The sequence below is a fragment of the Variovorax sp. GW460-12-1-14-LB1 genome, assembly GCF_059423605.1.
In genome coordinates, this window is record NZ_JBWKYF010000040.1 from 1 (window position 1) to 24,638 (window position 24,638).

The window sequence follows — 24,638 nt, forward strand, 5'->3', positions numbered from 1 at the left end:
GGGCATGGGCGGCAGGGGACGCATGGGACAAGGCTCCTGGAAACGTGTGCCTGCCCATGGTGAACCGATGCTTCTCCCCAAGCCAATGAATGTTCATTGCAAATGAGTGCAAAAAAACTAATATGAATCCGATGGACATCGGCCTCGCCCGCACCTTTCTCGAAGTCGCGGCCACCGGCAGCTTCGTGGCCGCGGCCGAGCGGCTGCACCTGACGCAGACCGCCGTCAGCGCGCGCATCCGCCTGCTCGAAGACCAGCTCGGACGGCGCCTGTTCGTGCGCAACAAGGCCGGCGCGCGGCTCACCGCCTCGGGCGAGCGCTTCGTGGCGCACGCGACCACGCTGGTGCAGGTGTGGGAGCGGGCGCGCCAGCATGTGGCGCTGCCGCCGGGGATCGAAGAGGGCGTGAGCGTGGGCAGCGAGCCCAGCCTGTGGCATCCGCTGCTGGCCGACTGGCTGATCTGGATGCACCGCGTCTGCCCCGAGATCGCGCTGCGCGCCGAGGTCGACAGCGCGCAGCGCCTGCTCGACGCCGTGCAGGGCGGCGCGCTCGACCTGGCCGTGCTCTACAACCCGCCGCAGCGCGCCGGCCTCGTCGCCGAATTGCTGGCCGAGGAGCGGCTGGTGATGGTCACCACCGACCCCGAAGGCCGGCTCGACCGCACGCGCTACGTGTCGGTCGACTGGGGCCCGGCCTTCGCGGCCAACCACGAGGCCGCGTTTCCGGAGCTGGCCCATGCGCCCGTGTCGATCTCGCTCGGGCCGCTGGCGCTCACCTACCTGCTCGCCGTGGGCGGTGCGGGCTACTTCCGCATCGGCGTCGCGCGGCCCTTCCTGGCCGACGGCCGGTTGCGGCTGGTGGAGGGTGCGCCCGAGTTCTCGCATTCGGCCCACGCCGTGTATGCGCCGCAGCGCGAGAACGAGACGCTGGCGCGCGTGCGCGCCGGGTTGCGGCTGGTGGCGGCAGCGGAAGAGGGGAGGCAGGGCAGCGGCGTGCATTCGCCGGCTTGAGGCGCCGTCCTGCATCGCCGGGTGCTACTTTCAGGTACTTACGCTCGGGCCACCGGGACTCCGACAATCGGACGCATGCCACCCCGCGCAACGCGGGGAAGAAAAATAAGTTCGGGGAGTTTCATGTCCAACCACGGCAGCGTGCCTGTGCGCATGCGTTCGTCGTCACCATCCGCTGACCGCAGCGCCCTGTGGGCCGAGCTGAGCCAGACGGCGCGGCTGTATCGCCTCGAAGCGCCGAGTGCTTCCTCGTCCTCCAACAGTGCCGCCCGCGAGAGCATCGAGGCGTTGCGCGTGGAAGGCTGGGTGCAGCGCGAAGCGGTGTCACAGCTGTTCGAGTTGCGCATCGTGTGCCTGAGCTTGCGCGCGGACCTGGCGCTTTCATCGCTGATCGATCAACCGCTGACGCTGGTCACCGTGCTGGCCGACGGCTCCATGGGCCGACGCACCGGCCTGATCCGCGCCGTCGAGTCACTCGGCGCCGACGGCGGCCTGGCGCGCTACCGCCTGACCTTGGTGCCCTGGCTCTGGCTGGCCACCCAGCAAGGGCGCAGCCAAGTCTTCCAGCAGCGCAGCGTGGCAGACATCATCGAACGCGTGCTGGCGCCGTACGCCGAAGCGGGCAGCTGGGCCTTCTCCTCCGAAGTGAACAGCTTCCTGGCCGACGCCCCCGTTCGCACCTACTGCACCCAGTACCGCGAGAGCGACTACGACTTCTTCTCGCGCCTGCTGGCCGAAGAAGGCCTGGCGTGGCGCATCGAGGAAGACGCCCAGGCCCCGACCGGCCACAAGCTCGTGATCTTTGCGTCGAACGACACCCAGCCCGCCGATGCGGGCTCGCCCGTTCGCTTTCACCGCAAGAACTCGCAGGAGCGCAGCGACGCCGTGCAGGCGCTGGTGCGGCGCATGCGCCAGTCGGTGGCTCAGGTGCACCTGAGCGCCTGGAACGTCGACGGCAAGCGCCAGCTCACAGGCAGCGCCCCGGCGCGCTTTCCGGTCGGCGGCAAGAACGCCCCACGCCTGGAATACGACGACGTGCTCGGCCTGAACGACCGCAGCCGTGGCTGGGACACCAACCGCACCGTCGAGCGCTATGCGGCCCTGATGATGGAAGCGGCCGAATGCCGCGCCGACCTGATGCTGGGCCACAGCACCGTGCGCACCCTGCGCGCGGGCACGCGCCTCGAGATCGACGACGCGCCTGCACTCGGGCTGCAGGCCAAGCCGGCACTGCTGCTGGACACCATCGAGCATGTGGGCATCAACAACCTGCCCAAGGACACGGCCGCGTCGATTGCGGCGCAGCTGGGTGCGCTGACGGAACACCTCGTGTTTGACCAGCCGTGTGCTCCCGTGACGGCCGAGGCCGATGTGTTCGGGCTGGTGTCTACAGCAGTGGCAACGAGCAACGACAGCGACATCCACCCGCAGCCCCAGAGCCTGGCAATCGCCCAGGCCCAGGGCTACGCCAACAGCTTCTCGGGCGTGCACGCCCCGCGCCCCTGGCGCTCGGCCCTGGCGGCGGCCGACGGTGCCCGCCTGCACGCCAGGCCCACGGCCAGCGGCGTGCACAGCGCCATCGTGGTCGGGCCTTCGGGCGAGACCTCGCCCAATGGCGCCGACGAGCTGTACTGCAACGACCGTGGCGACGTGCGCGTGCGCTTCCACTGGCAGAACGGATCGAGCGACAACGGCAACAGCAGCAGCAATGGAGACAACGCCCAGGACAACCGCAGCACCCGCTGGATCCGCGTGGCCCAGCGCCAGGCCGGCCCCGGCATGGGCTGGCAGTGGCTGCCGCGCATCGGGCAGGAAGTGCTGGTCAAGTTCGTCGACCTGGATGTGGACCAACCCGTCATCGTCGGCGCGCTGTACAACGGCCGCGGCGACGGCGGCATCGCCCCCACGCCCGGCGGTGCGTCACGCGACAGCGAACAGGGCAGCACCGACAGCAACGACGTCTTCGCCCAAGCGAACAACGCCTCGCCCAGCGCCCAGGCCAACCTGGCGGCGGGCCATGCCCCGCCCTGGCACGGCGCCAGCGCCGACGACAAGGGCCACCGCAATGCAGCCGTCCTGAGTGGCTTCAAGACCAAGGAGTTCGGCGGCGAGGGCTTCAGCCAGCTGGTGTTTGACGATTCGAACCAGCAGCTGCGCGTGCAGCTGCACGCCAGCACCGCCCACAGCCAACTGAACCTGGGCCACCTGATCCACCAGGCCGACAACTTCCGCGGCAGCTTCCGAGGCCAGGGCCTGGAGCTGCGCACCGACGGCTATGCGGCCCTGCGCGGCGGCAAGGGCGTGCTGCTGAGCACCTACCACGGCGCAGGCGGCCAGAAGCTGGAGCCCGTGGGCGACTTCGCCGCCGGCATGGCGCTGCTCAAGCAGGTGCAGCAGCTGGGCCAGGCCCTGAGCGATGCGGCCAAGACCCACGAGACCGTGCAGCTGGCCGGGCACATCGGGGCCAGCAAGGCCAACGAATCCCAGCTCGACAAGGAACGCGACCCGTACGCCGCCATGGAGCGCACCGCCAGCGGCATGGTCGCTGCCGATGCGCTCGATGCCGCCTACACCGATGCAGCAGACAAGGCCATCGCCACCGGCGAGGGCAAGGTGCCGCACACCAGCGACGCCGTGATCGCACTGGCCGCACGCGGAGGCCTGGCGATGGTGGCGGGCCAGCAGCTGCAGGTCGTCAGCGGCGAGACCGCCACGCTGGCCAGCGGCGGCGACATCAACCTGGCGCTGGCCGACGTGCTGCGCGTGCACAGCGGCCAGGCCATCGGGGTGCTGGCCGGGGCGCAGAAGGCCGATGCCGAAGCGGGCCTGTCGGTCATCGCGGGCAACGACGACCTGGACTTCCAGGCGCAGCACGACGAACTGCGCGTGCAGGCCAAGGAGGCCCTGAAGATCGCCAGCACCGACCAGACGGTGGAGTTCGCGGCCAAGAAGAAGATCCGCATCGCGACGGCGCAGGGCGCGTCGATCACGCTGCAGGATGGGGACATCACTTTCGAGTGTCCGGGGAAGATCACTTATCACTCGGTGCAGCGGAAGTTGGCCGGGCCGACGAGCCTGGGGGCAGACCTGCCAGCTTTTCCGAAGTCGGGCGGCAGCCATCGCTCCTTTGTTCTCGTGCGCGAGATCGATGGTCATCCCATACCGAAGCAAAGGTACCGCATCACCCGTGCCAACGGCCAGGTCATTGAAGGGATCTCCAACGACAAGGGCGAAACCGCGATCACCGATTTCGATGGCTTCGAGACGATGAAGATCGAATTCCTCCGGACACGACACGCATGACAGACGAATCGACAAACGCAGCGCCTGCACAGGGAGCGCCGGTCAGTGCAGAGAACTACGTGCTCGCCAACGACGATCGCGTGTCGACCGGAAAGAGCTTCGACCCGCGACAGGAGTTGCTGGCCAAGTCACCGATTCCGGGCGTGATCATCCTCGTGCACGGCGTGAATTCCACGGGCGAGTGGTACGAGCAGACCGAGGCGGGGTTGTGCCAGGGCCTGATGGAGCGCCTGGGTTGGGTCGAGGGCGCGGCTGCCGGCTCGACGCTGGCGGCCGTGCGTTACAAGCCCGAGGTTCAACCCGATGGCAGGCTGGACCAGAGTCTCAGCACGAAGTCGTACATCGACGAAAGCAGCGAGGCACGCTCGCCGGTGATCCGTTTTCGCTGGGGCTTCAAGGCTGCGGCGAAAGACGGCACCAACGAACAGGACAACGCCGAGTATTGGCAGGAGCGCATCTTTCTCGACGAGTTCGACGCCTGGGGCGGTGGCCCGTTTCAGAACGGCACGGCCACCTTGGCCGACATGTGGGGGCTGGGGCTGAACGACCGCGCGTTCTGGTGGATCTACACCAACATGCTGCCTGTCGAAGGGCGCGAGATCTACGCGTCGCCTCCGCGTGCCTACTTCGCACATGCGGCGCACCGGTTGAAGGAACTCATCAAGGCCATTCGCAAGGCACAACCCGACTGCCCGATCACCGTGGTCTGCCACAGCCAGGGCAACATGGTGTCGCTGGGCGCTGCATTCCTGGGGAGCAACGACAAGGAATCGGGCGGCAAGGCCATTGCCGACACCTATGTCATGTGCAACCCGCCCTATTCGACCGGGATCAATTTCATGGACAAGGTCGTGAACCGGAGCCAACGCAGCCACGCCGGGAAGAAGGGCGCCGTGACGCCCGAGGCGCGCGTCGCGACCCTGAAGAATTTCATCGCGTTGGTCGAGGCCCGGGCCGCGGCGGAACAGAAGCGCGAAGAGATCAATGCCTGGCTCGGCCTGAAGGACAAGGAAAGCGGAAAGCCTCTGTGGGAGTTGGGCGCCTTCTGGGTCGACCCGCCGGAAGACCCATCCAAGGACCGGGACAACCGAGGCAAGATCTTTCTCTATTGCAACCCGCACGACCAGGTCATCTCGGCAAGTCCGGTTCAGGGCATCGGCTGGAAGGGCCTCGATCTGGCGACCCTCAAGAAGGTCGACGTGACAGTCATGCCCGAAGGTGCGAAGGAGCCGAGCCCGGCGGGCACCATGTTCCAGCGGGTGTGGGCCCAGGCCCGGCGCGATGGCAAGCCGCTGCAGGTCGGCGACAAGGCCTGGGGGCGCACCTACCGGTATCACGAGGACAACCACGACCCCAAGAAGTTCTGGGTGCCGGAGCCCGAGCATGTGAAGTACTCACTGGACTTCAATCCCTCGCAGACTTTGCCGAGCCGGGTGGTGTCGTGGCTGGCGTCACCGCTGTTCTATGTGATCACCCGCGCCATGGGCGGCATCAGTGCCAGCGCCATGCCGGACAAGGGCTATGCCGTGCCGGTCTCTGCGCCTTACTTGCGCAAGCCCGTCATGCCGCAAAGCGTTCGCTATGGAACCGTCGGAGACTTCGACCAAGGCAAGGACGGTTCGCGCGATGCCCTGAATGCTGCGAACCCCGAAACTGGAACGCTGTATGGCGGGCAGGGCAAGGGCGATGCACAAAGCCAGGGTGAGCTGATCTATGAACACAATGCGCGCGTTCGCATGCACCGCGCGCAAGGCGATATCAAGACAGACGAAGACGAACACAAAGACCGTCAGAGGATGATCAACGAGAACCCCAACGCAACGGACCACTCGACCATCCTCACCAATGCCGAGCATGCGCGGTGTGTGCTTGCGTATGACGTGGCGGTGGGGAACTGTTGGTTGAGCCCGGAGGATTGGGTGAGGTTCCGGAAGATTGCGCATTGGCGGTTTATTTCAGACAAGCCCGAAGAAGAATCAAACAGGTTCTATACGTATTACAGAGATGGGACATATGAGACACCGGATCGAATGCAACACAGGCTTCATGAGTACTACAACTTAGAGCACATGCGCGATCAAGCCAAAGGTATTGAAGACGCGCGCGAAGGCCCTCCTCTGGGTTTTCTGTACTGAGGAAATGAAATGCAACAACGCCGAGAACTTCTGGCCAAGGGAGCAGTGATGGGACTACTTTCCGCATTGGGATGGGGGAAAAGTCAGGGAGTGGCTGCCGCCACCGCGCCTGAGGTCGCTCGTGCGACCATGAGCGCTCAGCCAGTAGCACAGTTGATCGGAGCAAACCTGATCTCGCCACTGACTCAACGTGGCTATCCGTTGGAGTTCAACCTGCCGGGATTTTTGAACCCCGGGCCACGCGGATTGCCACCCAAGAAAATCTGGGCACCCGTGGACGGGACAGGCGGCAAGACAAGACGTTCACATTTCGCAGAGGTTCTGACCAAAGAAACCTGTGCCGCCTTCTCTCTACCAATCAGCAACTACAACCGAACGACCTACGAGGGATTCCACTTTTTCCTGTGGAATGGAATCCGAATGAACGGTCTCAAGGTCGTGTCAACCTTCGAACCGAACTACGTTGACGAGACGCTGGCGCAGGGCATCTGGAAGTCGGGCTATCACTCGTACGGCGGGGAGTCCCGCCCCGACTTGGCTTTGGTCCCAAGTACCGATGGTTGGTCCGGCCTTCTTGCTTCTCTCGACTACGTTCGCCAAACTCCCAACAAAGGGATGTGGATGACCTCGGCCGACGCACCGAATGCGCCGAAGGACGAGCAACCCAACGAAGCCGCGGTCCTCCTGATGCTGGCCAATCCGGGTTTCGCTACGGGTCGCACGCCGTTGGTTAACTGGTATGCACCCGCTCAAGTGTCGATCGACGACATGAAGCCTGAAGCCAAGGGCGACACCAAGACATCCGTGGCCTATCGCGCGGCGATCGAGCAAGCCGCTGCCAATGCAGGTATCGCACCCAAGCAGATCGGAACCTGGGTGCGCGACGCGGGACGCGGCACCAAGGACGCGACGGCACGACTGGTTCTGCTCACCCGTGCCCTTCATGACCTGAAGATCGATATCGATGACTTCGACGATGTTGAACAGAACGTTGACATGGTGTCGCTGCTGGGCGACCTGGGCGCCAACACCGTCAGTTTCTCTTTGCTGATGGCCAGCTATGCGGCCCATCGGCGCAACCACCCCGTGATGTACGTGAGCACGCAAGACCCTGGCTCGGCGCGCGCGATCGTGGTGCTTCCGCCGCCCAATCACACGCCACCGCCGGAGCGCCAGGAGTTCCGCTATGCGACCACGTTCAGCCAATTCAATCGACCGTGGTGGGGCAAGCGGTTGGATGGGAAGAAAGACATCTGAGTCTTCCGGCGGGGCACTTTCTCGGTTCTGACAGACGCTGTTGCCCTTGTCAGAATGGATAGTGCCGAGGCGTCGTCTGTACCGTAATCCACCGCAGCTCCGTAAACGCTTCGACGCCGGATCGCCCACCGAACCGCCCGTACCCTGACGACTTGACACCCCCGAACGGCATCTGCGCCTCGTCATGCACCGTCGGCCCGTTCACATGGCAGATCCCCGCCTCGATGCGCTGCGCCACGTTCCACGCACGCGCCACATCGCGGCCGAACACCGCTGACGACAGGCCGAACTCGTTGTCGTTCGCCACCGCCACCGCCTCTTCCACCCCGTTCACCCGCACGACCGCCTTCACCGGCCCGAACGATTCCTCGCGGTAGATGGTCATCGCGGGCGTGACGTGGTCGAGCACGGTGGCGGGCATCAGCGTGTTCTGCGCCTTGCCGCCGCACACGAGCACGGCGCCCTTGGCGAGGGCGTCGTCGATCAGGGCGTTGCAGCGGGTCACGGTGCTCATGTCGACGACCGAGCCCAGAACGACGGGGCCTTCGCGCGGGTCGCCGAGCGGCAAGGCCTTTGCGCGGGCGGCGAACTTCGAGACGAATTCGTCGGCGACGGCGTTGTCGACCACGAGGCGTTCGGTCGACATGCAGATCTGCCCCGAGTTGGCGAAGGCGCCGAAGATCGCGCCGTTCACGGCCGCGTCGATGTCGGCGTCGTCGAGCACCACGAAGGGCGCCTTGCCGCCGAGTTCGAGCACGGCAGGCTTCAGGTACGTGGCGCAGGTCTGCGCGATGAGGCGGCCCACGCGCGTGGAGCCGGTGAAGTTGACGCGCCGCACGGCCGGGTGCGCGACCATGGCCTCGACCACGGCGCCCGCGTCGGCGGGCGCGTTGGTCACGAAGTTGACGGTGCCCTTGGGCAGGCCGGCCTCGGCCAGCGCTTCAATGATGAGCGCATGCGTCTCGGGGCACAGCTCGGAGCCTTTGAGCACGACGGTGTTGCCGCAGGCCAGCGGCGTGGCGATGGCGCGTGTGGCCAGGATCACGGGGGCGTTCCATGGCGCGATGCCCAGCACCACGCCGGCGGCCTGCCGCACGCCCATCGCGAGGCTGCCGGGCACGTCGGACGGAATGACTTCGCCCGCGATCTGCGTGGTGAGCGACGCGGCCTCGGTGAGGATGCCGGCCGCCAGATGCACGTTGAAGCCCGCCCACAGCGCCGAGGCGCCGGTCTCGCGCGCCATGGCTTGCACGAAGGCGTCGGCACGCGCTTCGAGCGCGTGCGCGGCCTTGAGCAGCAGGGCGCGGCGTTCGTTGGGGCCGGTCTGCGACCAGGTGGCGAAGGCGCGCTGCGCGGCGTCGACGGCGGCCACGGCGTCGGCGGGTGTGGCGGCGGGGGCGCGCGTGGCGATGCCGCCGTCCAGCGGGTTGCGGCGCTCGAAGGTGGCGCCGCCGGTGGCCGCGCGGCGTTCGCCGTCGATGAGCATGGAGATGTCGGTCATGGGTGTCCTTTGCAAGAAAGAAAGAGGAAGAGGGGTGTTCAGGCCACGCCCAGGTAGGCCTGGCGCACGGCGTCGGAATGCAGCAGCGCCTGCGCTTCGCCTGAGGCGACGACGCGGCCGCGCTCGAGCACGTAGCCGCGGTCGGCGGCCTGCAAAGCCTTGCGCACGTTCTGCTCGACCATGAGTACGGTCACGCCCTGGTCGGCGATGCGGCGCACGATGGCGAGCAGCTCGTCGACCATGCGCGGCGCCAGGCCGAGCGAGGGCTCGTCGAGCATCAGCAGGCGCGGCCCGCTCATCAGGGCGCGCGCCACGGCGACCATCTGCTGCTCGCCGCCGCTCATGGTGCCGGCGAGCTGCGTGGCGCGTTCCTTCAAACGCGGAAAGTCGTCGAAGGCGCGCGCGAGGCGCTCGGCGCGCAGGCGCGCGGGAATGAGCCAGCCGCCGAGTTCGAGGTTCTCGGTGACGGTCATCTGCGGGAACAGCTGGCGGCCCTCGGCCACCAGCGCCAGGCCGCGCCGCACGCAGGCGGTGGCATCGGCGGACGGCAGCGCCGCACCGTCGAGCACCGCGTCGCCCGTGCGCGGCAGGAGCCCCGCCAGCGCCTTGAGCAGCGTGGTCTTGCCCGCGCCGTTGGGCCCGAGCACGACGGTGACGCCGGGCGTCACGTCGAGGTCCAGGCCCTGGATGACCTGGAAGCCGTGGTAGCCGGCCGCAAGACCGCGCACGGTCATCTGGGTGGTGCTCATGCCGTGGCCTCCATCTCGTCGCCCAGGTAGGCCTCGACCACCTCGGCATTGCGCACGACCTCGGCCGGCGTGCCGTCGGCGATCTTGCGGCCCTGGTGCAGCACCAGCACGCGCTCGACGTACTTCAACAGCGTGGTCACGGCATGCTCGATCCACACGACGGCGAGGCCGTGGTCGTCGCGCAGGCGGCGGATGCGCCGCGCCATGGCATCGACCTCGGCCTCGGTGAGGCCGGCCGCCACCTCGTCCAGCAGCAGCACGCGCGGTCGCGTGCCCAGCGCCATGCCGATCTCGAGCAGCCGCTGCTGCGAGGGCGTGACGTCGGCCGCGATCTGCGTGGCAAGGCCGCCCAGGCCCAGCATGTCGAGGATCTCGCCGGTGCTGCCCAGGCCCGCGATGGGCGCGCGGCGGCGCCCCGCGAACTGCATGCCGAAGCGCACGTTGTCCTCGAGCGTCATGTCGGCCATCACGCGCGGCGTCTGGAAGGTGCGTGCGATGCCGTGGGCGGCGTACAGGTGCGGGCCGCGCCGCGTGAGGTCGACATCGCCTTCCACCAGCAGCCGGCCCGACGTGGGCATGACCACGCCCGAGATCGCGTTGAAGAAGGTCGTCTTGCCCGCGCCGTTGGGGCCGATGATGCCGACCAGCTCGCCCGCATGCAGCGTGGCGTTCACCGCGTCGACGGCGGTGAGGCCACCGAAGCGCACCGTGAGGTCGCGGGCTTCGAGAAGCGGCGTGGCCTTCATGGTGCGTGCCTCCGCAACGCGGCCGCCTTGCGCTGCCACAGCGACGCGAGGCCGTTGGGCAGGTACATCACGCACAGGATGAGCAGCAGCCCCAGCACCATCATGTAGCCGTAGGGCAGCTGCAGCCGCAGCGTCTCCGACAGCAGGCTGAACACGATGGCCGCGGCCACCGGCCCGCCGATGCTGGCGGCCCCGCCGATCATCGCGATCAGCACGGTCTGGAAGCCGATGAAGGGGCTGAACACGGCGGCCGGCTCGATGTAGGTCCAGCGCACAGCCATCGCCGCGCCCACCGCACCGGCGAAGGCGGCGGTGAGTGCGAAGCCGGCGATCTTCACGCGGCGCGTGTCCACGCCCAGCGTCTGCGCGCGCTGCTCGTCGGCGCCGATGCCGGCCAGCGCCAGGCCGAAGCGGCTGCGCTTCACGAGCAGTGCGGTGGCAATGGCCGTGCCCGCAATCGCCAGCACCGTGAGGTACACCGTCTCGTTCGATGGCACCACCGTGAGCACGCGACCCACGGTGCCCGAGACCTGCTTCTCCACGAAGGTGACGGCATGGCGGATCAGCTCGGTCATGCCGAAGGTCAGCACCGCGAAGTAGGTGCCGCGCAGGTGCAGCACGGCCGCGCCCATCAGCACCGCCACCGCGCTCGCGATGGCCGCGCCGCTCAGGATCACCAATGGCCAGGGCAGCACCTCGAGCAGCGTGGCGCTCGCATACGCGCCCAGGCCGAAGAAGGCCGAGGTGGCCAGCGACAGGTAGCGCGTGGCACCGCAGAACAGCGACCAGCTCGTGGCCAGCGCGATGTACATCAGGCAGCCGAGCGCCACCGAGGCGATGAACTCGCTCGCGACCCACGGCACGGCGGCCGCCAGCACGAGGCCGATGCAAAGCACCCACCACGGTTTGTTTTGAAAGAGGGAATTCATCTTCTGGAGAACAGTCCGTTGGGCCGCCAGATCAGCACGCCGATGAACACGGCATACGACAGCAGCATCTTGAGCGAGGGGCTCGTGTAGTGCATGCCCAGCGCTTCGACCACGCCCAGCAGCAGGCCGCCGACGAGGCTGCCCGCGATGCTGCCGAAGCCGCCGAGGGTGATGACGATCAGCGCCGTCACGGTGTAGGGCTCGCCCATCGAGGGCGAGATCTCGTAGGTCATCGACAGCAGGGCACCGGCCACCCCCGACAGGCCCAGGCCGATGCCGAGCATCAGCGGGTGCAGCCGCCTGGTGTTGATGCCCACGAGCTGCGCGCCGGTGGGCGACTGCATCAGCGCGCGCACCGCCTTGCCCAGCAGCGTGAGCTTGAGCAGCGCGATGAGCACGAGGCTCAGCGCCAGCGCCACGCCGAACAGCACCAGCTTGTTGGCGGTGAAGCGCATCTCGCCCAGCTGCACCGGCTCGGCCAGGTAGTCGTAGCCGCGCAGGTCGCCGCCCCACACGAGCAGGGCGGTGTTCTGCACGAAGAACATGAGGCCGAAGCCGACCATCAGGCTGCGCGCCTCGAACACGTCGACGTTCGGCGCGCGCGCCGCCACCTGCCGGAAGCACAGCCAGTGCACCGCCATGCCCAGCGCCATCAGCAGCACGAAAGCCACCGGCATGAACACCAGCGGCGAAATGCCCAGCGCCGTGTGCGCCCACCAGGTGAGAAAGGCGCCGAGCATCAAAAACTCGCCGTGCGAGATGTTCATGATGCGCATCAGCCCGTACTGCAGGTTCAGTCCGATGGCCACCAGCGCATAGATGCCGCCCGTGATCAATCCGCCGGCCAGGAGCTCGGCCCATCCAGAGAACGACACGCTGTTATTTCCAGGCCGGCTTCGGCATCAGTTGGGCGGTGGCGCGGTCTTTCGGCCACACCACTTCGAAGTCGCTGCCCTGCCACTGCGACACGGTGCCGGGGATCGACGCGTTCTCGCTGCCCTCGAAGCGGATCGGCCCGAGGATGGTCTTGAACTCGTTCTTCGCGATCTGCTCGCGCAGCGCCTTGCGATCGAGGCCCACTTTCTCCACCGCCTGCTGCAGGATCTGCAGGCCGGCCCACGCGTGGCCGCTGGCCCAGCGGTCAGGCTCCTTGCCGAACTTCTTGGTGTGCGCATCGAAGTAGGCCTTGGCCTCGGGGCTGGTCTTGCCGTTCCACGAGCCCATGCCGATCACGCCCTCGGTGTTGGCGGCCATCACGTTCTTGTAGAGCTGGAAGGCGGTGCCCACCGAGGCGTAGAAGTACTTCGGGTTGAAGCCCACCTCGCGCGCCTGCCGGCTCGCGAGGATGGTGTCCGGCGGGTAGGTGATGCCGATGAAGGCATCGGGGTTCAGGTCCTTCATGGTGCGCAGCACGGGCGCGAGGTCTTTCACGCCCAGCGGGTAGCTCTTGCGGTCGAGCACCTGGATCTGCGTCTTCTTCAGCGCGTTGTTCAGCGCCGCGAAGTTCTCCAGGCCGAACAGGTCGTCCATGTAGACGATGGTGATGGTCTTCACGTTCTGCGCCACCAGCATGTCGACCAGCGCGCCCATCATCTTGTCGGGCTGCTGCAAGAGCGAGAAGAAGAAGGGCAGGCGCATGTCGATGAGCTTGCGCGACAGGGCGGTGGGCGCGAGCAGCGGGTAGCCGAAGCGGTTGGCCAGCGGCGCGACCGCGAAGTTGGCGCCCGACCCCCAGGGCGGCAGCACGAGGTCGACCTTGTCGCTGCCCATGAGCTTTTCAAACGTGCGCACGCAGGTCTCGGTCTCGCTGCGGTCGTCGTAGCCGATCAGCTCGATGGGCCGCTTGGTGCCCTTCACCGACAGGCCGCCCGCGGCGTTGACCTGCTCGGCCCACAGCAGGTAGTTGGGTTCCTGGCTCACCTGCGCGCCCGCGGCCCAGGGGCCGGTGCGGGCGATGGCGTAGCCGATGCGAACGGGGGCGCTTTGCGCGAACAGCTGTGGCGCGACGGCGGCCGCGCCCAGCGCGGTGGCCGTGCCCTGGATCCAGTGGCGGCGGGTGGGGTGAAGCATGGAGGTCTCCTTCCGGGCGTCGGTATGCGCCCGCTGACCGGGATCGTAGAAACGCACGCCCTTTGCCGCTGTGCCTGCCGCGCACAAAGCACTTGACGCAGCGTGCAGGCGTCTAGTGGTTAACCCGCAAAGGCGAGGGCTTTGCGGGCACTCCACAATGCGCGGCATCCTGCTGCCGTGTTGCAATCTTTCGTCTTCACTGCTTTCGCCCCATGACCGCGTCCCTGCTCCTGTCCACCGACGCCATCCCGCCGAAGGAACGCGGGCCGCTGTGGTGCGAGTGGGTGTGGCGCCACTTCGGCGGCCTCGGCTCCGACCTGTATGGCGACAGCGATTTCGACGGCCACCTGGCGTCCTCGCACGCGGGCGACGTGATCCTCACGCGGCTCGAGGCCAACCGGCATCGCGTCTTGCGCACGCCGCAGATGGCGCGCCTGAGCGATGCGCCCTACCTGAAGATCGTCGCGCCCTGGCAGGGCTCGGCCGAGGTCACGCAGCGCGGGCGCGCGGCGGCGGTGCGCGCGGGCGGCTGGACGCTGTACGACACCACGCTCGACTACACCGTGGCCAATCCCGAGCGCAGCGATCACCTCATCGTGATGCTGCCGAAAGACCAGATCGCCTCGCCCGCGTTGCCGCTGGGCGACCTCGTGGCGCGGCGCATCGGCGGCGACAGCGGCATCTCGCGCGTGGCGCTGGAGACCATGCGCAACACCTACCTGGAGCTGCCCCACATGAGCGAGGCCGCCGCGCGCGGCGCGGGCGAGCTGCTGATCCAGCTGGTGCGCCTGTCGCTCATGGAGCTGGCGGGCCGCAGCACCGCCCAGACCCAGCGCGAGGCGCTGAAAGACCGCATCCACCGCCACGTGGCGCAGAACCTGCGCGACCCGGCGCTGTCCATTGACGGCATGGCGCTGGCCCTGCGTTGCAGCAAGCGCCTGCTGCACCAGGCCTTCGCGGGCGACGACGACACGCTCACCGGCTACATCCAGCACCAGCGGCTGGCGGCCAGCATCCGCGACCTGATCGACCCCGCGAACGCCGCGCGCTCCATCACCGACATCGCGCTGGGCGCGGGCTTCGGCAACCTCTCGCACTTCAGCCGCGTGTTCCGCGCGCACACGGGCGGCAGCCCGAGCGAGTTCAGGCGGCAGGCGACGTTGCCGCGCTGATTGCGCGGGTGCGCATCGCACACCGCGCGTTGCTTGCAGAGTTGCCATGAATGCTTAAGCAGCGCTTGTGTCGAAGCGGGCATCAAACTTAAAGCTTCTCGGTTAACCGGTTGCTCGGCGGGCGTTCTCGGCTCAAAAAAAAGATGCGTTAACGCATGCGAAGCCTCGAGAGCGACGCTTCCCGCTGGTATGGTCGTGCGCGCAATTCAGCTCCACGCCACCACGCCCGTTGTCGACGCATTGGGTATTTGCTTCACATGCCCCTTCGTCACGACCGCATCTTTCCGCGCTACGCGTTCTACTGTGTGCTGGCCGGCCTGGCCGCGATCTATGTCTTCTGCGCCATGGTGTTGGTGCCGGCCAAGATCTACATCCTTCCGTACCTCATCACGCCGGACTTCGTGCGCTACAAGGGCGCCTTCTTCGTGCTGGTGCTGGCGATCCCGGCGGCGATCTACCTGATCTGCTGGAAGGGCAGCGACTTCTTCGCGTGGCTGCGCACCCCGCAGGTGCTGACGCTGACCGCGCACGGCCTGCAGCTGGGCACGCAGACCATCGCCTTTGCCGACGTGACGCGGCTGCGCCATCGCCACAACCGCAACCACCTGCTGCTCACCACCCGCGATGGCCAGACGCTGCGCCTGCGGCTCGACCTGTGGGACGACCCGTATGCGCTCGTCGCCGAAGTGGAAGAGGCCGTGGGCGAAGTGCTGCGGCACGACGTCGAGCGGCGCCTGCATGCGGGCGACACCGTGCCCTTCGGCGCGCTGGCGCTCAATGCGGAAGGGCTGGTGCACAAGGGCCAACTCATCGCGTGGTCGAGCATCGACACGATCCGCACGCAGTCGGACGCCGAAGCGATGGACGTCGACGAGCACCTGCTCATCGTCGCCAACGGCAAGACCCGCAAGATCGATCGCTCGAAGATCGACAACGAGCCGGTGCTGATGAGCTGCCTCATGCAACGCCTGCCGTCGGCGTGACTCCCTCTTCTTTTTCTTTCTTCAATCTCCAAAGTACAGCGACTCCAAAATGGAAATCTACAGCTCCGCCAGCCAACAGGAAAAAACCCGCCAGGACCGCCCCGTCTTCTACTCCCGCACGCGGCTGATCGCCGGTGCCACGCTCTGGGTGGTGGTGGCGGTCGTGCTCGCCGTGCTGTGCATCCGCGCGCAGGACAAGAACATCGGCATCCTCATCGCGGCGGGCTTCGGCCTGCTGGCCGCGTGGCTGGCCGTCAAGTGCATCCGCACGCTGGCCAACATCGCGACGCCTGCCTTCGTCATCGGCCGCCAGGGCCTGACCTTCGAGAACGGCCTGCTGCTGCCGTGGCACAACATCGTCGAGAACACCTGGGTCAACCAGGACTACATGGGCATTCCCATCGGCAAGCAGATCCAGATCAAGACCGACCTGCCCAAGCCGAAGGCCCGCGTGCTGCGCCGCGCGACGGCGCTGGAGATTTCGGGCGACGAGTACCTCGCCCTGTGCGACGCCTATGCGGCGTGACGGGCAACAACCGGGCGTTTGAGCAGCCCGGCGCCTGCTGGTAGGCTGGCGGGCCGCCATCCTCCGGGCTCGCTTTCGCGAGCCTCCCGCGCATGAATGCCTCTTATCGCCGGCCGGTTCCGCTGAACAAGGCCTACCGTCTCCTGAACCACGGCCCGACCGTCCTCGTGAGCGCCGCGCACGACGGCCGGCGCAACATCATGGCCGCGGCGTGGGCGATGCCGCTGGACTTCGATCCGCCCAAGGTGGCGGTCGTGCTCGACAAGAGCACCTGGACGCGCGTGCTGCTCGAAGGCGCGGGCACCTTCGCGCTGCAGGTGCCCACGCGCGCGCAGCTCGACTTGACCGAGGCGCTGGGCAACAGCTCGGGCCGCGAGATCGCCGAGCGCGACGGCAGCGACAAGTTCGCCGCCTACGGCCTCGCGACCTTCGCGGGCGACGCCACCGGCACGCCGCTGCTCGAGGGCTGCGCGGCCTGGCTCGAATGCCGGCTGTTGCCCGAGCCGCCGATCCAGCAGCGCTACGACCTGTTCCTGGGCGAGGTGATCGCGGCGCAGGCCGACGCGCGCGTGTTCTCCGAAGGGCGCTGGCATTTCGAGGGCCACGACGACCTGCGCACGCTGCACCATGTGGCGGGCGGGCACTTCATCGTGGACGGGGAGGCGGTCGATGCGAAGACGCTGCCGCGTTTGACACCGTAGCCTGCATGCCGGACCTGAACCAGATCATCACCGTGGTCGGCTACAGCCTCATGGGCCTGCTGGCGGCCATGATGGGGTCGCTGGGCCTGGCCGCGCTGTGGACCTGGCGCGACTGGCCCGGCGCCGACCGCCTGACCGGCCTGGCCGCGCGGCTCGCGATCCTCACGTGGATGGTGGGTGGCGTGATGCTGGTCGTCGGCGGGCTGGCGATGGCCGGGCTGGCGGCCTGGGTCATCTTCTGGGCGTCCAAGCCGCTGCCGTCCACGGTGCTCGGTATCGCGGGCTACGTGGCGTCGCGGGCCGTGCTCGTGGTCATGGCGGTGCTGCTGGTGCGCAAGGGCGGGCTGGTGCTCGTGGCCTGGTGGGGCGCGAGGAAAGAAGAGGGCGCGTCCGAAGCGCCCGGCGCTACAGCACGAAAGGAATGAAGCGCCGCGTGCCGCGCATGTAGTCGCGGTAGGTGTCGCCGAAATGCGCGAGGCATTCCTTCTCGTCGCGCAGCGCCGTCAGGAAGAGGAACAGCGTGGCCATCAGCACGAGCGCCAGCGTGAGCCAGGTGAACTGCTTGAGGAACGCGCCCCAGGCCAGCAGCATCAGCGCCGTGTACATCGGGTGGCGGATGTAGCGGAAGGCGCCGGTGGTCACCAGCGCCGAGGTCTTTTCAAAGCCGTACAGGGCCGGGTCGTCGTTGCGCGCCTCGCTCGGCTTGCCCTGCGCCTTGAGCAGCCGCACCGCGTGGATCGGCAGCCAGATCGACAGCGCCAGCAGCACGCACGAGAGCAGCTGCGTGAACGAGAGCGGATCGACATGCCACACCGGCAGGTTCAGCACGATCAGCACCAGCATGCATTCCCACGCGAAGAAGCGGTAGAAGCCGTGCGAGCCGGGCTGGCTCAGCGGCCCGCGCGACACGTACAGCAGCGCGGCCGTGCCGGCGACGAAAAGGAAAAGCTGGAACCAGAGGAGCATGGCGGCCGAATTTACACGGCCCGCAAGACTCAGCCGGAGATCGAAAACCCGCCGTCGACCGGGATGGCGGTGCCGGTCACGTAGTCGGAGGCGGCGCTGGCCAGGAACACGGCGGTGCCTGCGATGTCCGAAGGCTGGCCCCAGCGGCCGGCCGCGGCGCGCGCCTTCACGCGCTCGTACAGGCCCGGGATCTGGGTGCGCGCACCGTCGGTCAGCTCGGTCTCGAACCAGCCCGGCAGGATGGCGTTGACCTGGATCTGGTCGGCCGCCCACGAGAGCGCGGTCGACTTGGTGAGCTGCACGATGCCGGCTTTGCTCGCGGCGTAGGCCGGCGCGTAGGGCGCGCCGAAGATCGACATCATCGAGCCGATGTTGATGATCTTGCCGCCGCCCGCGGCCTTCAGGTGCGGGTGCGCGGCGCGGCTGCACAGGAAGGCGCTGGTGAGGTTGGTGTCCATCACCTGGTGCCACTCGGCCAGCGCGAGCTGGTCGACGGGCTTGCGCACCGTGGTGCCGGCGTTGTTGACGAGGATGTCGAGCCGGCCGCAGCGCGCGGCGACCTCGTCGAAGGCCTTCTGCACCGAGGCTTCGTCGGTCACGTCGAGCGCGAGCGCGAAGCTGTCGCTGCCCAATGCCTTCAGCGATTCGACCGCGGCGGCCGACTTCTGCGCATTGCGCGCCGCGATGATGACGCGGGCGCCGGCCTTGGCGAGGCCCTGCGCCATGCCGAGGCCGATGCCGCCGTTGCCGCCGGTGACGAGCGCGACTTTTCCTGTGAGATCGAACATCAGGTGGAGCTTGGGGTGGTGGGTTTCTTGGAGACGAGCGTCAGGATATCGTAGCTCGCGACCAGTTCGCCGAGCTGGTTGGTCACCTCCACGTCCCAGGCCACCACGCCCTGGCCCTGGCCGCTCGCGTCCTTCTTGTTGCGGTCGATCTTGCGCTTGCAGGTCAGGCGCGCCTGGATTGTGTCGCCGATGCCCACGGGCTTGACGAAGCGCAGCGTGTCCAGGCCGTAGTTGGCCAGCACCGGGCCGGGCGAGGGCGACACGAACAAGCCCGCGGCCGCCGACAGCACGAAGTAGCCGTGCGCGATGCGCTTGCCGAAGGGCGAGGCCTTGGCCGCCTCTTCGTCGAAGTGCATGTAGAAGTAGTCGCCCGAGATGCCGCCGAAGGCGACGATGTCGGCCTCGCCCACGGTGCGGCGGTGCGTGAGCAGCGAGTCGCCGATGCGCAGTTCTTCGAAGTAGCGGCGGAAGGGGTGCACCTCGCTCTCGCGCAGCGCGGCGCCGCGCACGTGCTCGCCGGTCACGGCCGCGAGCATGGTGGGCGAGCCCTGCAGCGCGGCGCGCTGCAGGTAGTGCTTCACGGCGCGCAGGCCCCCGAGTTCTTCGCCACCGCCCGCGCGGCCCGGGCCGCCGTGCTTGAGCACCGGCAGCGGCGAGCCGTGGCCGGTCGATTCGGCGGCGGCCTCGCGATCGAGCACCAGCAGGCGGCCGTGCCAGGCGGCAGCGACCGGAATGGCCTTGGCGGCGATGGCCGGGTCGCGCGTGACCAGCGTGCCCACGAGGCTGCCCTTGCCGCGCGCGGCCAGCGCCAACGCTTCGTCGATGCCGTCGTAGGGCATGAGCGTGCTGACGGGGCCGAAGGCCTCGACGTCGTGCGCGGCGTCGTGTTCGAGCGGCTTGCGGCTCAAGAGCAGCGTGGGCGCGAAGAACGCGCCTTCGCTCACGCCGTCGCCCACGGGCGAGAAGCCGTCGCGTTCGCCGTACACCAGCTCCGCGCCCTGCAGCAGCGTGGCGACGCGCTCGGCCACGTCGGCCTGCTGGTCGCGCGAGGCGAGGGCGCCCATGCGCACGTCTTCGCGCGACGGGTCGCCGATGACGGTCTTGGCCAGGCGCGCGCGCAGCTTCTCGGCCACCGCATCGAGGTGCTGGCGCGGCACGATCGCACGGCGGATGGCGGTGCACTTCTGGCCGGCCTTGATGGTCATCTCGCGCGCCACTTCCTTCACGAAGAGATCGAACTCCTCGTCGTCGGGCGTCACGTCGGGCGCGAGGATCGCGCAGTTGAGCGAGTCGGCTTCGGCGTTGAACGGGATCGACTGGCGCACCAGGTTCGCGTTCACGCGCAGCTTGGCGGCGGTGTCGGCCGAGCCGGTGAAGGTGACCACGTCGGGCCCTTCGAGGCGGTCGAGCAGGTCGCCCGTGCTGCCGATCACGAGTTGCAGGCTGCCCTCGGGCAGGATGCCCGACTGCACGATGAGCTTCATCAGCGCCTCGGTGAGGTAGCTGGTGGCCGTGGCCGGCTTGCCGATGCAGGGCATGCCCGCCAGGAAGCTGGGCGCGAATTTCTCGAGCAGTCCCCACACCGGGAAGTTGAAGGCGTTGATGTGCACCGCCACGCCGCCGCGCGGCACCAGGATGTGCGTGCCCGCGAAGCCGCCCTTCTTGCCCAGCGGGAAGGCCGGGCCTTCGTGCACGAGGTTGCCCGAGGGCAGCTCGTTGGTGCCGATGCTGGCGTAGGCGCTGAGCGTGCCGGCGCCGCCCTCGATGTCGATCCAGCCGTCGGCGCGCGTGGCGCCCGTGTGGGCCGACACGGCATACAGCGCTTCCTTGTTCGCGGCCAGGTATTTGGCCAGCGCCTTCAGGCGTTCGGCGCGCTGCTGGAAGTCGAGCTTCATGAGCGCGGGGATGCCGACGCCGCGCGCGTGCGCCAGCGCCTCGGCGAAGTCGATGGCCTCGGCGTGCGTGCTCGCAACGGCCTGCCCGTTGACGGCGCTGCGCAGCGATTGCGCGGCTTCCTGGCCGATCCAGCGGCCGGCGATGTAGCTTTGAAGGGTGGTCATGGCGCGTGTCCTTTGAAGAGGGAAGGCGCAGCGGCGCGGAGCGCGCGCTGCGCGGGGGTTATTTCTTGTTGCCGATGCCCAGGTAGGTATCGATGATTCGCTGGTCGTGCAGCAGATCGCCGGCATTGCCTTCGAGCGCCACGGCGCCCATCTCGAGCACGTAGGCGCGGTCGGCCACCTGCAGCGCGGCGCGGGCGTTCTGTTCCACCAGCAGCACCGACACGCCGTGCTTGCGCAGCTGCGACACCACGCGCAGCACCTCGCGCACCACCAGCGGGGCCAGGCCCAGCGACGGTTCGTCGAGCATCAGCAGGCGCGGGCGCGCCATGAGCGCACGGCCGATGGCCAGCATCTGGCGCTCGCCGCCGGAGAGCGTGGAGGCCATCTGCGGACGGCGCTCCTTCAGGCGCGGGAAGATCTCGAAGATCTCGTCCATGCGCGCGCGCTGGTCGCGCTGGCCCTTGCGCCACTGGTAGAAGCCGCCGAGCAGCAGGTTGTCTTCGACCGACATTTCGCCGAACAGCTCGCGCCGCTCGGGCACCAGCGCCACGCCGCGCGCCACCATGGTCTCGACGCCCGGGCGTGCGATGCGCTCGCCGTCGAGCGACAGCTTGCCGGTCGAGGGCAGCAGGCCCATGGCCGCGCACAGCAGCGTGGTCTTGCCGGCGCCGTTGGGGCCGATCACGGTGACGATCTCGCCTTCGTTCACGTGCAGTCGCACGCTGTGCACCGCCTCGACGGTGCGGTAGGCGACGCAGAAATCTTCGAGTTGAAGAATAGGGTGGCTCATCGGGCGTCTTCCAGCAGTTCGTCGTCGGCGCCACCGAGGTAGGCCTCGAGCACGCGCGGGTTGGCCTGCACTTCGGCCGGCGTGCCGGTGGCGATCACGGTGCCGAACTCGAGCACGGTGATGCGGTCGGCGAGGTTCATCACGAACTCCATGTCGTGCTCCACCACGAGGATGCCCAGGCCTTCGGCGCGCAGCTGGCCCAGCAGCTCGGAGAGCGCGCGCTTTTCCAGGTGGCGCAGGCCGGCGGCGGGTTCGTCCAGCAGCAGCACTGAGGGCTGGCCGGCGAGCGCGCGTGCGATCTCGACCACGCGCTGCTGCCCCAGAGAGAGCGAGGCGGCCGGCGTGTCGGCGTGCGCGCCCAGGCCGCAGCGCTCGATCTGCTTGCGGGCTTCGGCCATCAGCGCAGCCTCATCGGCGCGGTCCAGCCGCAGCATCGCCGCGAGCCAGCCGCGTTTCGCGCGCAGGTGCGCACCGAGCGCCACGTTCTCGACCACGCTGCGCTGGCCCAGCAGGCGCACGTGCTGGAAGGTGCGGCCCAGGCCGCGCGCCGCGAAGGCACGCGAGGGGCGGCCCGACATGGCATCGCCTTCGAGCCGCACTTCACCCGAACTGGGGTCGTCCACGCCCGAGATCATGTTGAAGAAGGTGCTCTTGCCCGCGCCGTTCGGTCCGATCAGCGCGTGGATCTCGCCGGCCTTCAGCGTCATCGAGATGTCGTTGTTGGCGATGAGGCCACCGAAGCGCTTGCTGACCGCATCGGCCTGCAACAGCATCGTGCCCGCCGCCGGCAGCACGCGCTGCGCGAGCTGCGCCGCCGGTGCGGCTGCGTTGGCTGCGGGCGCCTTGGCCACCGGCCGCACCCAGCGGCTCACGAGCCGCGCCAGCGTGGGCCACAGGCCGTCGGCAAAGCGCTGCAGCACGAACAGCATCAGCAGGCCGAACACCACCACTTCGAAGTTGCCGCTGGTGCCCAGCAGCGCGGGCAGGATGTCCTGCAGCTTCTCTTTGAGCAGCGTGATCAGCGTGGCGCCGAGCACCGCGCCCCACAGGTGGCCCGCGCCGCCGACCACCGCCATGAACAGCATCTCGATGCCGATGTTGAGGTTGAACGGCGTCGGGTTCACGAAGCGCTGCATGTGCGCGTAGAGCCAGCCCGACACGGCCGCCAGCAGCGCGGCCAGCACGAACAGCTTGATGCGGTGACGCGCCGTATCGACGCCCATCGACTCGGCCATGAGCCGGCCGCCCTTGAGCGCGCGGATGGCGCGGCCTTCGCGCGAGTCGAGCAGGTTGTGCAGCGCCCACAGCGCCAGCAGCAGCACGGTCCAGATCACCACGCCGAGCGCGCGCGGCGTGGCCAGCGAGATGCCTGCGACCACGAGCGGCGGCACGCCCGTGATGCCGGTCTGGCCACCCAGGAACTCCATGTTGCCGAGCAGGAAGTACAGGCTCAGGCCCCAGGCGATGGTGCACAGCGGCAGGTAGTGGCCCGACAGCTTGAGCGTGACCGCGCCGAGCGCCCAGGCCAGCGCGAAGGTCAGCACCAGCCCGAGCAGCAGGCCCAGCCACGGCACCAGCGCCGAACCGGCGATGCCGCCGAGCCAGCCCGCGGCCGTGGGCGAGGTGCAGATCCACGCGGTGGCATAGGCGCCCATGCCGACGAACGCGGCCTGGCCGAAGGAGGTCATGCCGCCCACGCCGGTCAGCATGACCAGTCCGGCGGCCACCAGTGCGTACAGGCCGATGTTGCTGAGCACCGCGACCGTGAAGTCGGGCAGCCAGCCCCAGGCCAGCGCGAGTGCCACGATGCACACCAGCGTGAGGGTGCGCGGCGTGACCAGCGGACGGCCCGCGTGCGCGGCGGTGGCGGGCGAAGATGAAGTCGACGGCGCGCTCATTCCTCGTCCTCCACATGGTGGCTGCGCAGCGAACGCCACCACAGCACCGGAATGATCAAAGTGAACACCAGCACTTCCTTGTACGCGCTGGCCCAGAACGAAGAGAAAGCCTCCAGCAGGCCGACCAGCAGCGCGCCCGCGAGCGCCAGCGGGTAGCTCGCGAGCCCGCCGACGATGGCGGCCACGAAGCCCTTCAGGCCGATGAGAAAACCGGTGTCGTAGTAGACCGTGGTGATCGGTGCGATCAGCAGGCCCGACACCGCGCCGATGAGTGCCGCAAGCGCAAAGCTCAGGTCGCCCGACAGCTCGGTGGGAATGCCCGAGAGCCGCGCGCCCACGCGGTTGATGGCGGTGGCGCGCAGCGCCTTGCCGACCATGGAGCGGCCGAAGAACCAGAACATCGCAATCACCAAGAGCAGCGTGACGCCCACCACCACGAGCGACTGCCCGCTCACGGGGATGCCGCCGATGTCGAAGCGCACGTCGGAGAACGGCGTGGTGCGCGAACCTTCGGCACCGAAGAAGAACAGGCCCAGGCCGACCAGCACGCCGTGCAGCGCGACCGAGACGATCAGCAGCATCAGCACCGTGGCGTCGGCCAACGGGCGGTACGCCAGGCGATAGAGCAACGGCCCCAGCGGCGCGATCAGCACCAGCGTGGTCACCGCCTGCATCGTCATCGACGTGGGTTTGAGGCCCAGCACCAGCACCGCGGCGATCGCCGGGAAGGCGACGCACCAGGTGAAGGCCGAGCGCCAGTCGATGGTCGCGCCGCGCTTCCAGCGCCACACCTCCACGGCCAGCGCCATGACGCCCAACGCCACCAGCAGCCACAGCGTGGCCGGCGTGCGCCCGCCCTGCAGCGCCGCCATGGAAAGCGCACCGAAGGCGACGAACTCGCCCTGCGGAATGAAGATCACGCGCGTGACCGAAAACACCAGCACCAGCGCGAGCGCCATCAGTCCGTAGACCGCGCCGTTCACGATGCCGTCCTGCCCCAGCAACAGGGCAATCTGCAAGTCCATATGAAAACCTTCGGGCGGAGCCCGTGCGT

At 68.1% G+C, this 24,638-nt stretch carries 21 protein-coding genes; 9 read left to right on the forward strand and 12 right to left on the reverse strand.

Features of this window, described 5'->3' with window-relative positions; all coding sequences use genetic code 11:
- Positions 1–122 precede the first annotated feature (122 nt).
- From AC07Y4_RS19840 to AC07Y4_RS19855, 4 genes are all read left to right on the forward strand, one after another.
- The gene (locus AC07Y4_RS19840) at positions 123–1,010 is read left to right on the forward strand and encodes a LysR family transcriptional regulator (RefSeq protein ID WP_495274930.1); all 888 of its coding nucleotides are present in this window, start codon (positions 123–125) and stop codon (positions 1,008–1,010) included.
- A gap of 123 nt (positions 1,011–1,133) precedes the next feature.
- On the forward strand, positions 1,134–4,313 hold the full coding sequence (locus AC07Y4_RS19845) for a type VI secretion system Vgr family protein (RefSeq protein WP_495274931.1): 3,180 nt from the start codon (positions 1,134–1,136) through the stop codon (positions 4,311–4,313).
- Positions 4,310–6,448: a T6SS effector phospholipase Tle3 domain-containing protein gene (locus AC07Y4_RS19850; RefSeq protein WP_495274932.1), complete on the forward strand. Its 2,139-nt coding sequence runs from the start codon at positions 4,310–4,312 to the stop codon at positions 6,446–6,448. Before AC07Y4_RS19845 ends, AC07Y4_RS19850 begins: the two co-directional genes overlap by 4 nt.
- A 9-nt stretch (positions 6,449–6,457) precedes the next feature.
- Positions 6,458–7,705, forward strand: a complete 1,248-nt coding sequence (locus tag AC07Y4_RS19855) for a hypothetical protein (RefSeq protein WP_495274933.1) — start codon at positions 6,458–6,460, stop codon at positions 7,703–7,705.
- A 49-nt stretch (positions 7,706–7,754) separates the two neighbouring features.
- Here AC07Y4_RS19855 and AC07Y4_RS19860 read toward each other — a convergent pair whose 3' ends face one another.
- From AC07Y4_RS19860 to AC07Y4_RS19885, 6 genes are read right to left on the reverse strand one after another with little or no spacing between them, the layout of a single operon-like run.
- A complete protein-coding gene (locus tag AC07Y4_RS19860; RefSeq protein ID WP_495274934.1) occupies positions 7,755–9,206 on the reverse strand; it encodes an aldehyde dehydrogenase in 1,452 nt (483 codons plus the stop codon).
- 38 nt (positions 9,207–9,244) lie between these two features.
- The gene (locus AC07Y4_RS19865) at positions 9,245–9,955 is read right to left on the reverse strand and encodes an ABC transporter ATP-binding protein (protein ID WP_492693961.1); all 711 of its coding nucleotides are present in this window, start codon (positions 9,953–9,955) and stop codon (positions 9,245–9,247) included.
- Positions 9,952–10,701 carry an ABC transporter ATP-binding protein gene (locus AC07Y4_RS19870; RefSeq protein WP_495274935.1) on the reverse strand — a complete coding sequence of 250 codons (750 nt, stop codon included), beginning with the start codon at positions 10,699–10,701 and terminating at the stop codon, positions 9,952–9,954. Before AC07Y4_RS19870 ends, AC07Y4_RS19865 begins: the two co-directional genes overlap by 4 nt.
- Complete coding sequence (locus AC07Y4_RS19875) at positions 10,698–11,630, reverse strand: branched-chain amino acid ABC transporter permease (protein WP_495274936.1); 933 nt, start codon at positions 11,628–11,630, stop codon at positions 10,698–10,700. The genes AC07Y4_RS19870 and AC07Y4_RS19875 overlap by 4 nt, the downstream gene beginning before the upstream one ends.
- Positions 11,627–12,505 carry a branched-chain amino acid ABC transporter permease gene (locus AC07Y4_RS19880; RefSeq protein WP_495274937.1) on the reverse strand — a complete coding sequence of 293 codons (879 nt, stop codon included), beginning with the start codon at positions 12,503–12,505 and terminating at the stop codon, positions 11,627–11,629. Before AC07Y4_RS19880 ends, AC07Y4_RS19875 begins: the two co-directional genes overlap by 4 nt.
- A 4-nt stretch (positions 12,506–12,509) precedes the next feature.
- Complete coding sequence (locus AC07Y4_RS19885) at positions 12,510–13,700, reverse strand: amino acid ABC transporter substrate-binding protein (protein WP_159275014.1); 1,191 nt, start codon at positions 13,698–13,700, stop codon at positions 12,510–12,512.
- A 212-nt stretch (positions 13,701–13,912) separates the two neighbouring features.
- Here AC07Y4_RS19885 and AC07Y4_RS19890 point away from each other — a divergent pair, with 212 nt between their 5' ends.
- The 5 genes from AC07Y4_RS19890 to AC07Y4_RS19910 all read left to right on the forward strand — a co-directional run bounded on the left by AC07Y4_RS19890 (position 13,913) and on the right by AC07Y4_RS19910 (position 17,507).
- A complete protein-coding gene (locus tag AC07Y4_RS19890; protein WP_139700034.1) occupies positions 13,913–14,872 on the forward strand; it encodes an AraC-like ligand-binding domain-containing protein in 960 nt (319 codons plus the stop codon).
- Between the two features lie 257 nt (positions 14,873–15,129).
- The gene (locus tag AC07Y4_RS19895) at positions 15,130–15,855 is read left to right on the forward strand and encodes a hypothetical protein (RefSeq protein WP_159275013.1); all 726 of its coding nucleotides are present in this window, start codon (positions 15,130–15,132) and stop codon (positions 15,853–15,855) included.
- 49 nt (positions 15,856–15,904) lie between these two features.
- Positions 15,905–16,381: a hypothetical protein gene (locus AC07Y4_RS19900; RefSeq protein ID WP_062478668.1), complete on the forward strand. Its 477-nt coding sequence runs from the start codon at positions 15,905–15,907 to the stop codon at positions 16,379–16,381.
- 92 nt (positions 16,382–16,473) lie between these two features.
- Positions 16,474–17,082, forward strand: a complete 609-nt coding sequence (locus tag AC07Y4_RS19905) for a flavin reductase family protein (RefSeq protein WP_307584173.1) — start codon at positions 16,474–16,476, stop codon at positions 17,080–17,082.
- Between the two features lie 5 nt (positions 17,083–17,087).
- Positions 17,088–17,507, forward strand: a complete 420-nt coding sequence (locus tag AC07Y4_RS19910) for a hypothetical protein (RefSeq protein WP_495274938.1) — start codon at positions 17,088–17,090, stop codon at positions 17,505–17,507.
- Here the strand turns inward: AC07Y4_RS19910 and AC07Y4_RS19915 are convergent.
- Genes AC07Y4_RS19915 through AC07Y4_RS19940 form a run of 6 tightly spaced genes read right to left on the reverse strand, consistent with a single transcriptional unit; the run spans position 17,488 to position 24,609 of the window.
- Complete coding sequence (locus AC07Y4_RS19915) at positions 17,488–18,048, reverse strand: methyltransferase family protein (RefSeq protein WP_307584171.1); 561 nt, start codon at positions 18,046–18,048, stop codon at positions 17,488–17,490. The two genes, AC07Y4_RS19910 and AC07Y4_RS19915, sit on opposite strands and share 20 nt — an antisense overlap.
- 29 nt (positions 18,049–18,077) lie before the next feature.
- On the reverse strand, positions 18,078–18,836 hold the full coding sequence (locus AC07Y4_RS19920; RefSeq protein WP_307584170.1) for an SDR family NAD(P)-dependent oxidoreductase: 759 nt from the start codon (positions 18,834–18,836) through the stop codon (positions 18,078–18,080).
- Positions 18,836–20,896 carry a phenylacetic acid degradation bifunctional protein PaaZ gene (gene paaZ, locus AC07Y4_RS19925; protein WP_495274939.1) on the reverse strand — a complete coding sequence of 687 codons (2,061 nt, stop codon included), beginning with the start codon at positions 20,894–20,896 and terminating at the stop codon, positions 18,836–18,838. Before paaZ ends, AC07Y4_RS19920 begins: the two co-directional genes overlap by 1 nt.
- A 58-nt stretch (positions 20,897–20,954) precedes the next feature.
- On the reverse strand, positions 20,955–21,686 hold the full coding sequence (locus AC07Y4_RS19930) for an ABC transporter ATP-binding protein (RefSeq protein ID WP_487847872.1): 732 nt from the start codon (positions 21,684–21,686) through the stop codon (positions 20,955–20,957).
- Entirely contained in the window at positions 21,683–23,584 is a 1,902-nt protein-coding gene (locus AC07Y4_RS19935) for a branched-chain amino acid ABC transporter ATP-binding protein/permease (protein ID WP_495274940.1), read from the reverse strand. Before AC07Y4_RS19935 ends, AC07Y4_RS19930 begins: the two co-directional genes overlap by 4 nt.
- The gene (locus AC07Y4_RS19940; protein ID WP_062478648.1) at positions 23,581–24,609 is read right to left on the reverse strand and encodes a branched-chain amino acid ABC transporter permease; all 1,029 of its coding nucleotides are present in this window, start codon (positions 24,607–24,609) and stop codon (positions 23,581–23,583) included. Before AC07Y4_RS19940 ends, AC07Y4_RS19935 begins: the two co-directional genes overlap by 4 nt.
- Between the last annotated feature and the right edge of the window lie 29 nt (positions 24,610–24,638).

What these genes read in the sequence shown, in the direction of transcription:
- AC07Y4_RS19895 (WP_159275013.1), top strand. Translation starts at nt 15,130, where the DNA reads ATGCCCCTTCGTCACGACCGCATCTTTCCGCGCTACGCGTTCTACTGT.
- paaZ (WP_495274939.1), bottom strand. Translation starts at nt 20,896, where the DNA reads ATGACCACCCTTCAAAGCTACATCGCCGGCCGCTGGATCGGCCAGGAA.
- AC07Y4_RS19850 (WP_495274932.1), top strand. Translation starts at nt 4,310, where the DNA reads ATGACAGACGAATCGACAAACGCAGCGCCTGCACAGGGAGCGCCGGTC.
- AC07Y4_RS19910 (WP_495274938.1), top strand. Translation starts at nt 17,088, where the DNA reads ATGCCGGACCTGAACCAGATCATCACCGTGGTCGGCTACAGCCTCATG.
- AC07Y4_RS19840 (WP_495274930.1), top strand. Translation starts at nt 123, where the DNA reads ATGAATCCGATGGACATCGGCCTCGCCCGCACCTTTCTCGAAGTCGCG.
- AC07Y4_RS19890 (WP_139700034.1), top strand. Translation starts at nt 13,913, where the DNA reads ATGACCGCGTCCCTGCTCCTGTCCACCGACGCCATCCCGCCGAAGGAA.
- AC07Y4_RS19940 (WP_062478648.1), bottom strand. Translation starts at nt 24,609, where the DNA reads ATGGACTTGCAGATTGCCCTGTTGCTGGGGCAGGACGGCATCGTGAAC.
- AC07Y4_RS19865 (WP_492693961.1), bottom strand. Translation starts at nt 9,955, where the DNA reads ATGAGCACCACCCAGATGACCGTGCGCGGTCTTGCGGCCGGCTACCAC.
- AC07Y4_RS19930 (WP_487847872.1), bottom strand. Translation starts at nt 21,686, where the DNA reads ATGAGCCACCCTATTCTTCAACTCGAAGATTTCTGCGTCGCCTACCGC.
- AC07Y4_RS19870 (WP_495274935.1), bottom strand. Translation starts at nt 10,701, where the DNA reads ATGAAGGCCACGCCGCTTCTCGAAGCCCGCGACCTCACGGTGCGCTTC.
- AC07Y4_RS19860 (WP_495274934.1), bottom strand. Translation starts at nt 9,206, where the DNA reads ATGACCGACATCTCCATGCTCATCGACGGCGAACGCCGCGCGGCCACC.
- AC07Y4_RS19875 (WP_495274936.1), bottom strand. Translation starts at nt 11,630, where the DNA reads ATGAATTCCCTCTTTCAAAACAAACCGTGGTGGGTGCTTTGCATCGGC.
- AC07Y4_RS19855 (WP_495274933.1), top strand. Translation starts at nt 6,458, where the DNA reads ATGCAACAACGCCGAGAACTTCTGGCCAAGGGAGCAGTGATGGGACTA.
- AC07Y4_RS19915 (WP_307584171.1), bottom strand. Translation starts at nt 18,048, where the DNA reads ATGCTCCTCTGGTTCCAGCTTTTCCTTTTCGTCGCCGGCACGGCCGCG.
- AC07Y4_RS19935 (WP_495274940.1), bottom strand. Translation starts at nt 23,584, where the DNA reads ATGAGCGCGCCGTCGACTTCATCTTCGCCCGCCACCGCCGCGCACGCG.
- AC07Y4_RS19920 (WP_307584170.1), bottom strand. Translation starts at nt 18,836, where the DNA reads ATGTTCGATCTCACAGGAAAAGTCGCGCTCGTCACCGGCGGCAACGGC.
- AC07Y4_RS19905 (WP_307584173.1), top strand. Translation starts at nt 16,474, where the DNA reads ATGAATGCCTCTTATCGCCGGCCGGTTCCGCTGAACAAGGCCTACCGT.
- AC07Y4_RS19885 (WP_159275014.1), bottom strand. Translation starts at nt 13,700, where the DNA reads ATGCTTCACCCCACCCGCCGCCACTGGATCCAGGGCACGGCCACCGCG.
- AC07Y4_RS19900 (WP_062478668.1), top strand. Translation starts at nt 15,905, where the DNA reads ATGGAAATCTACAGCTCCGCCAGCCAACAGGAAAAAACCCGCCAGGAC.
- AC07Y4_RS19845 (WP_495274931.1), top strand. Translation starts at nt 1,134, where the DNA reads ATGTCCAACCACGGCAGCGTGCCTGTGCGCATGCGTTCGTCGTCACCA.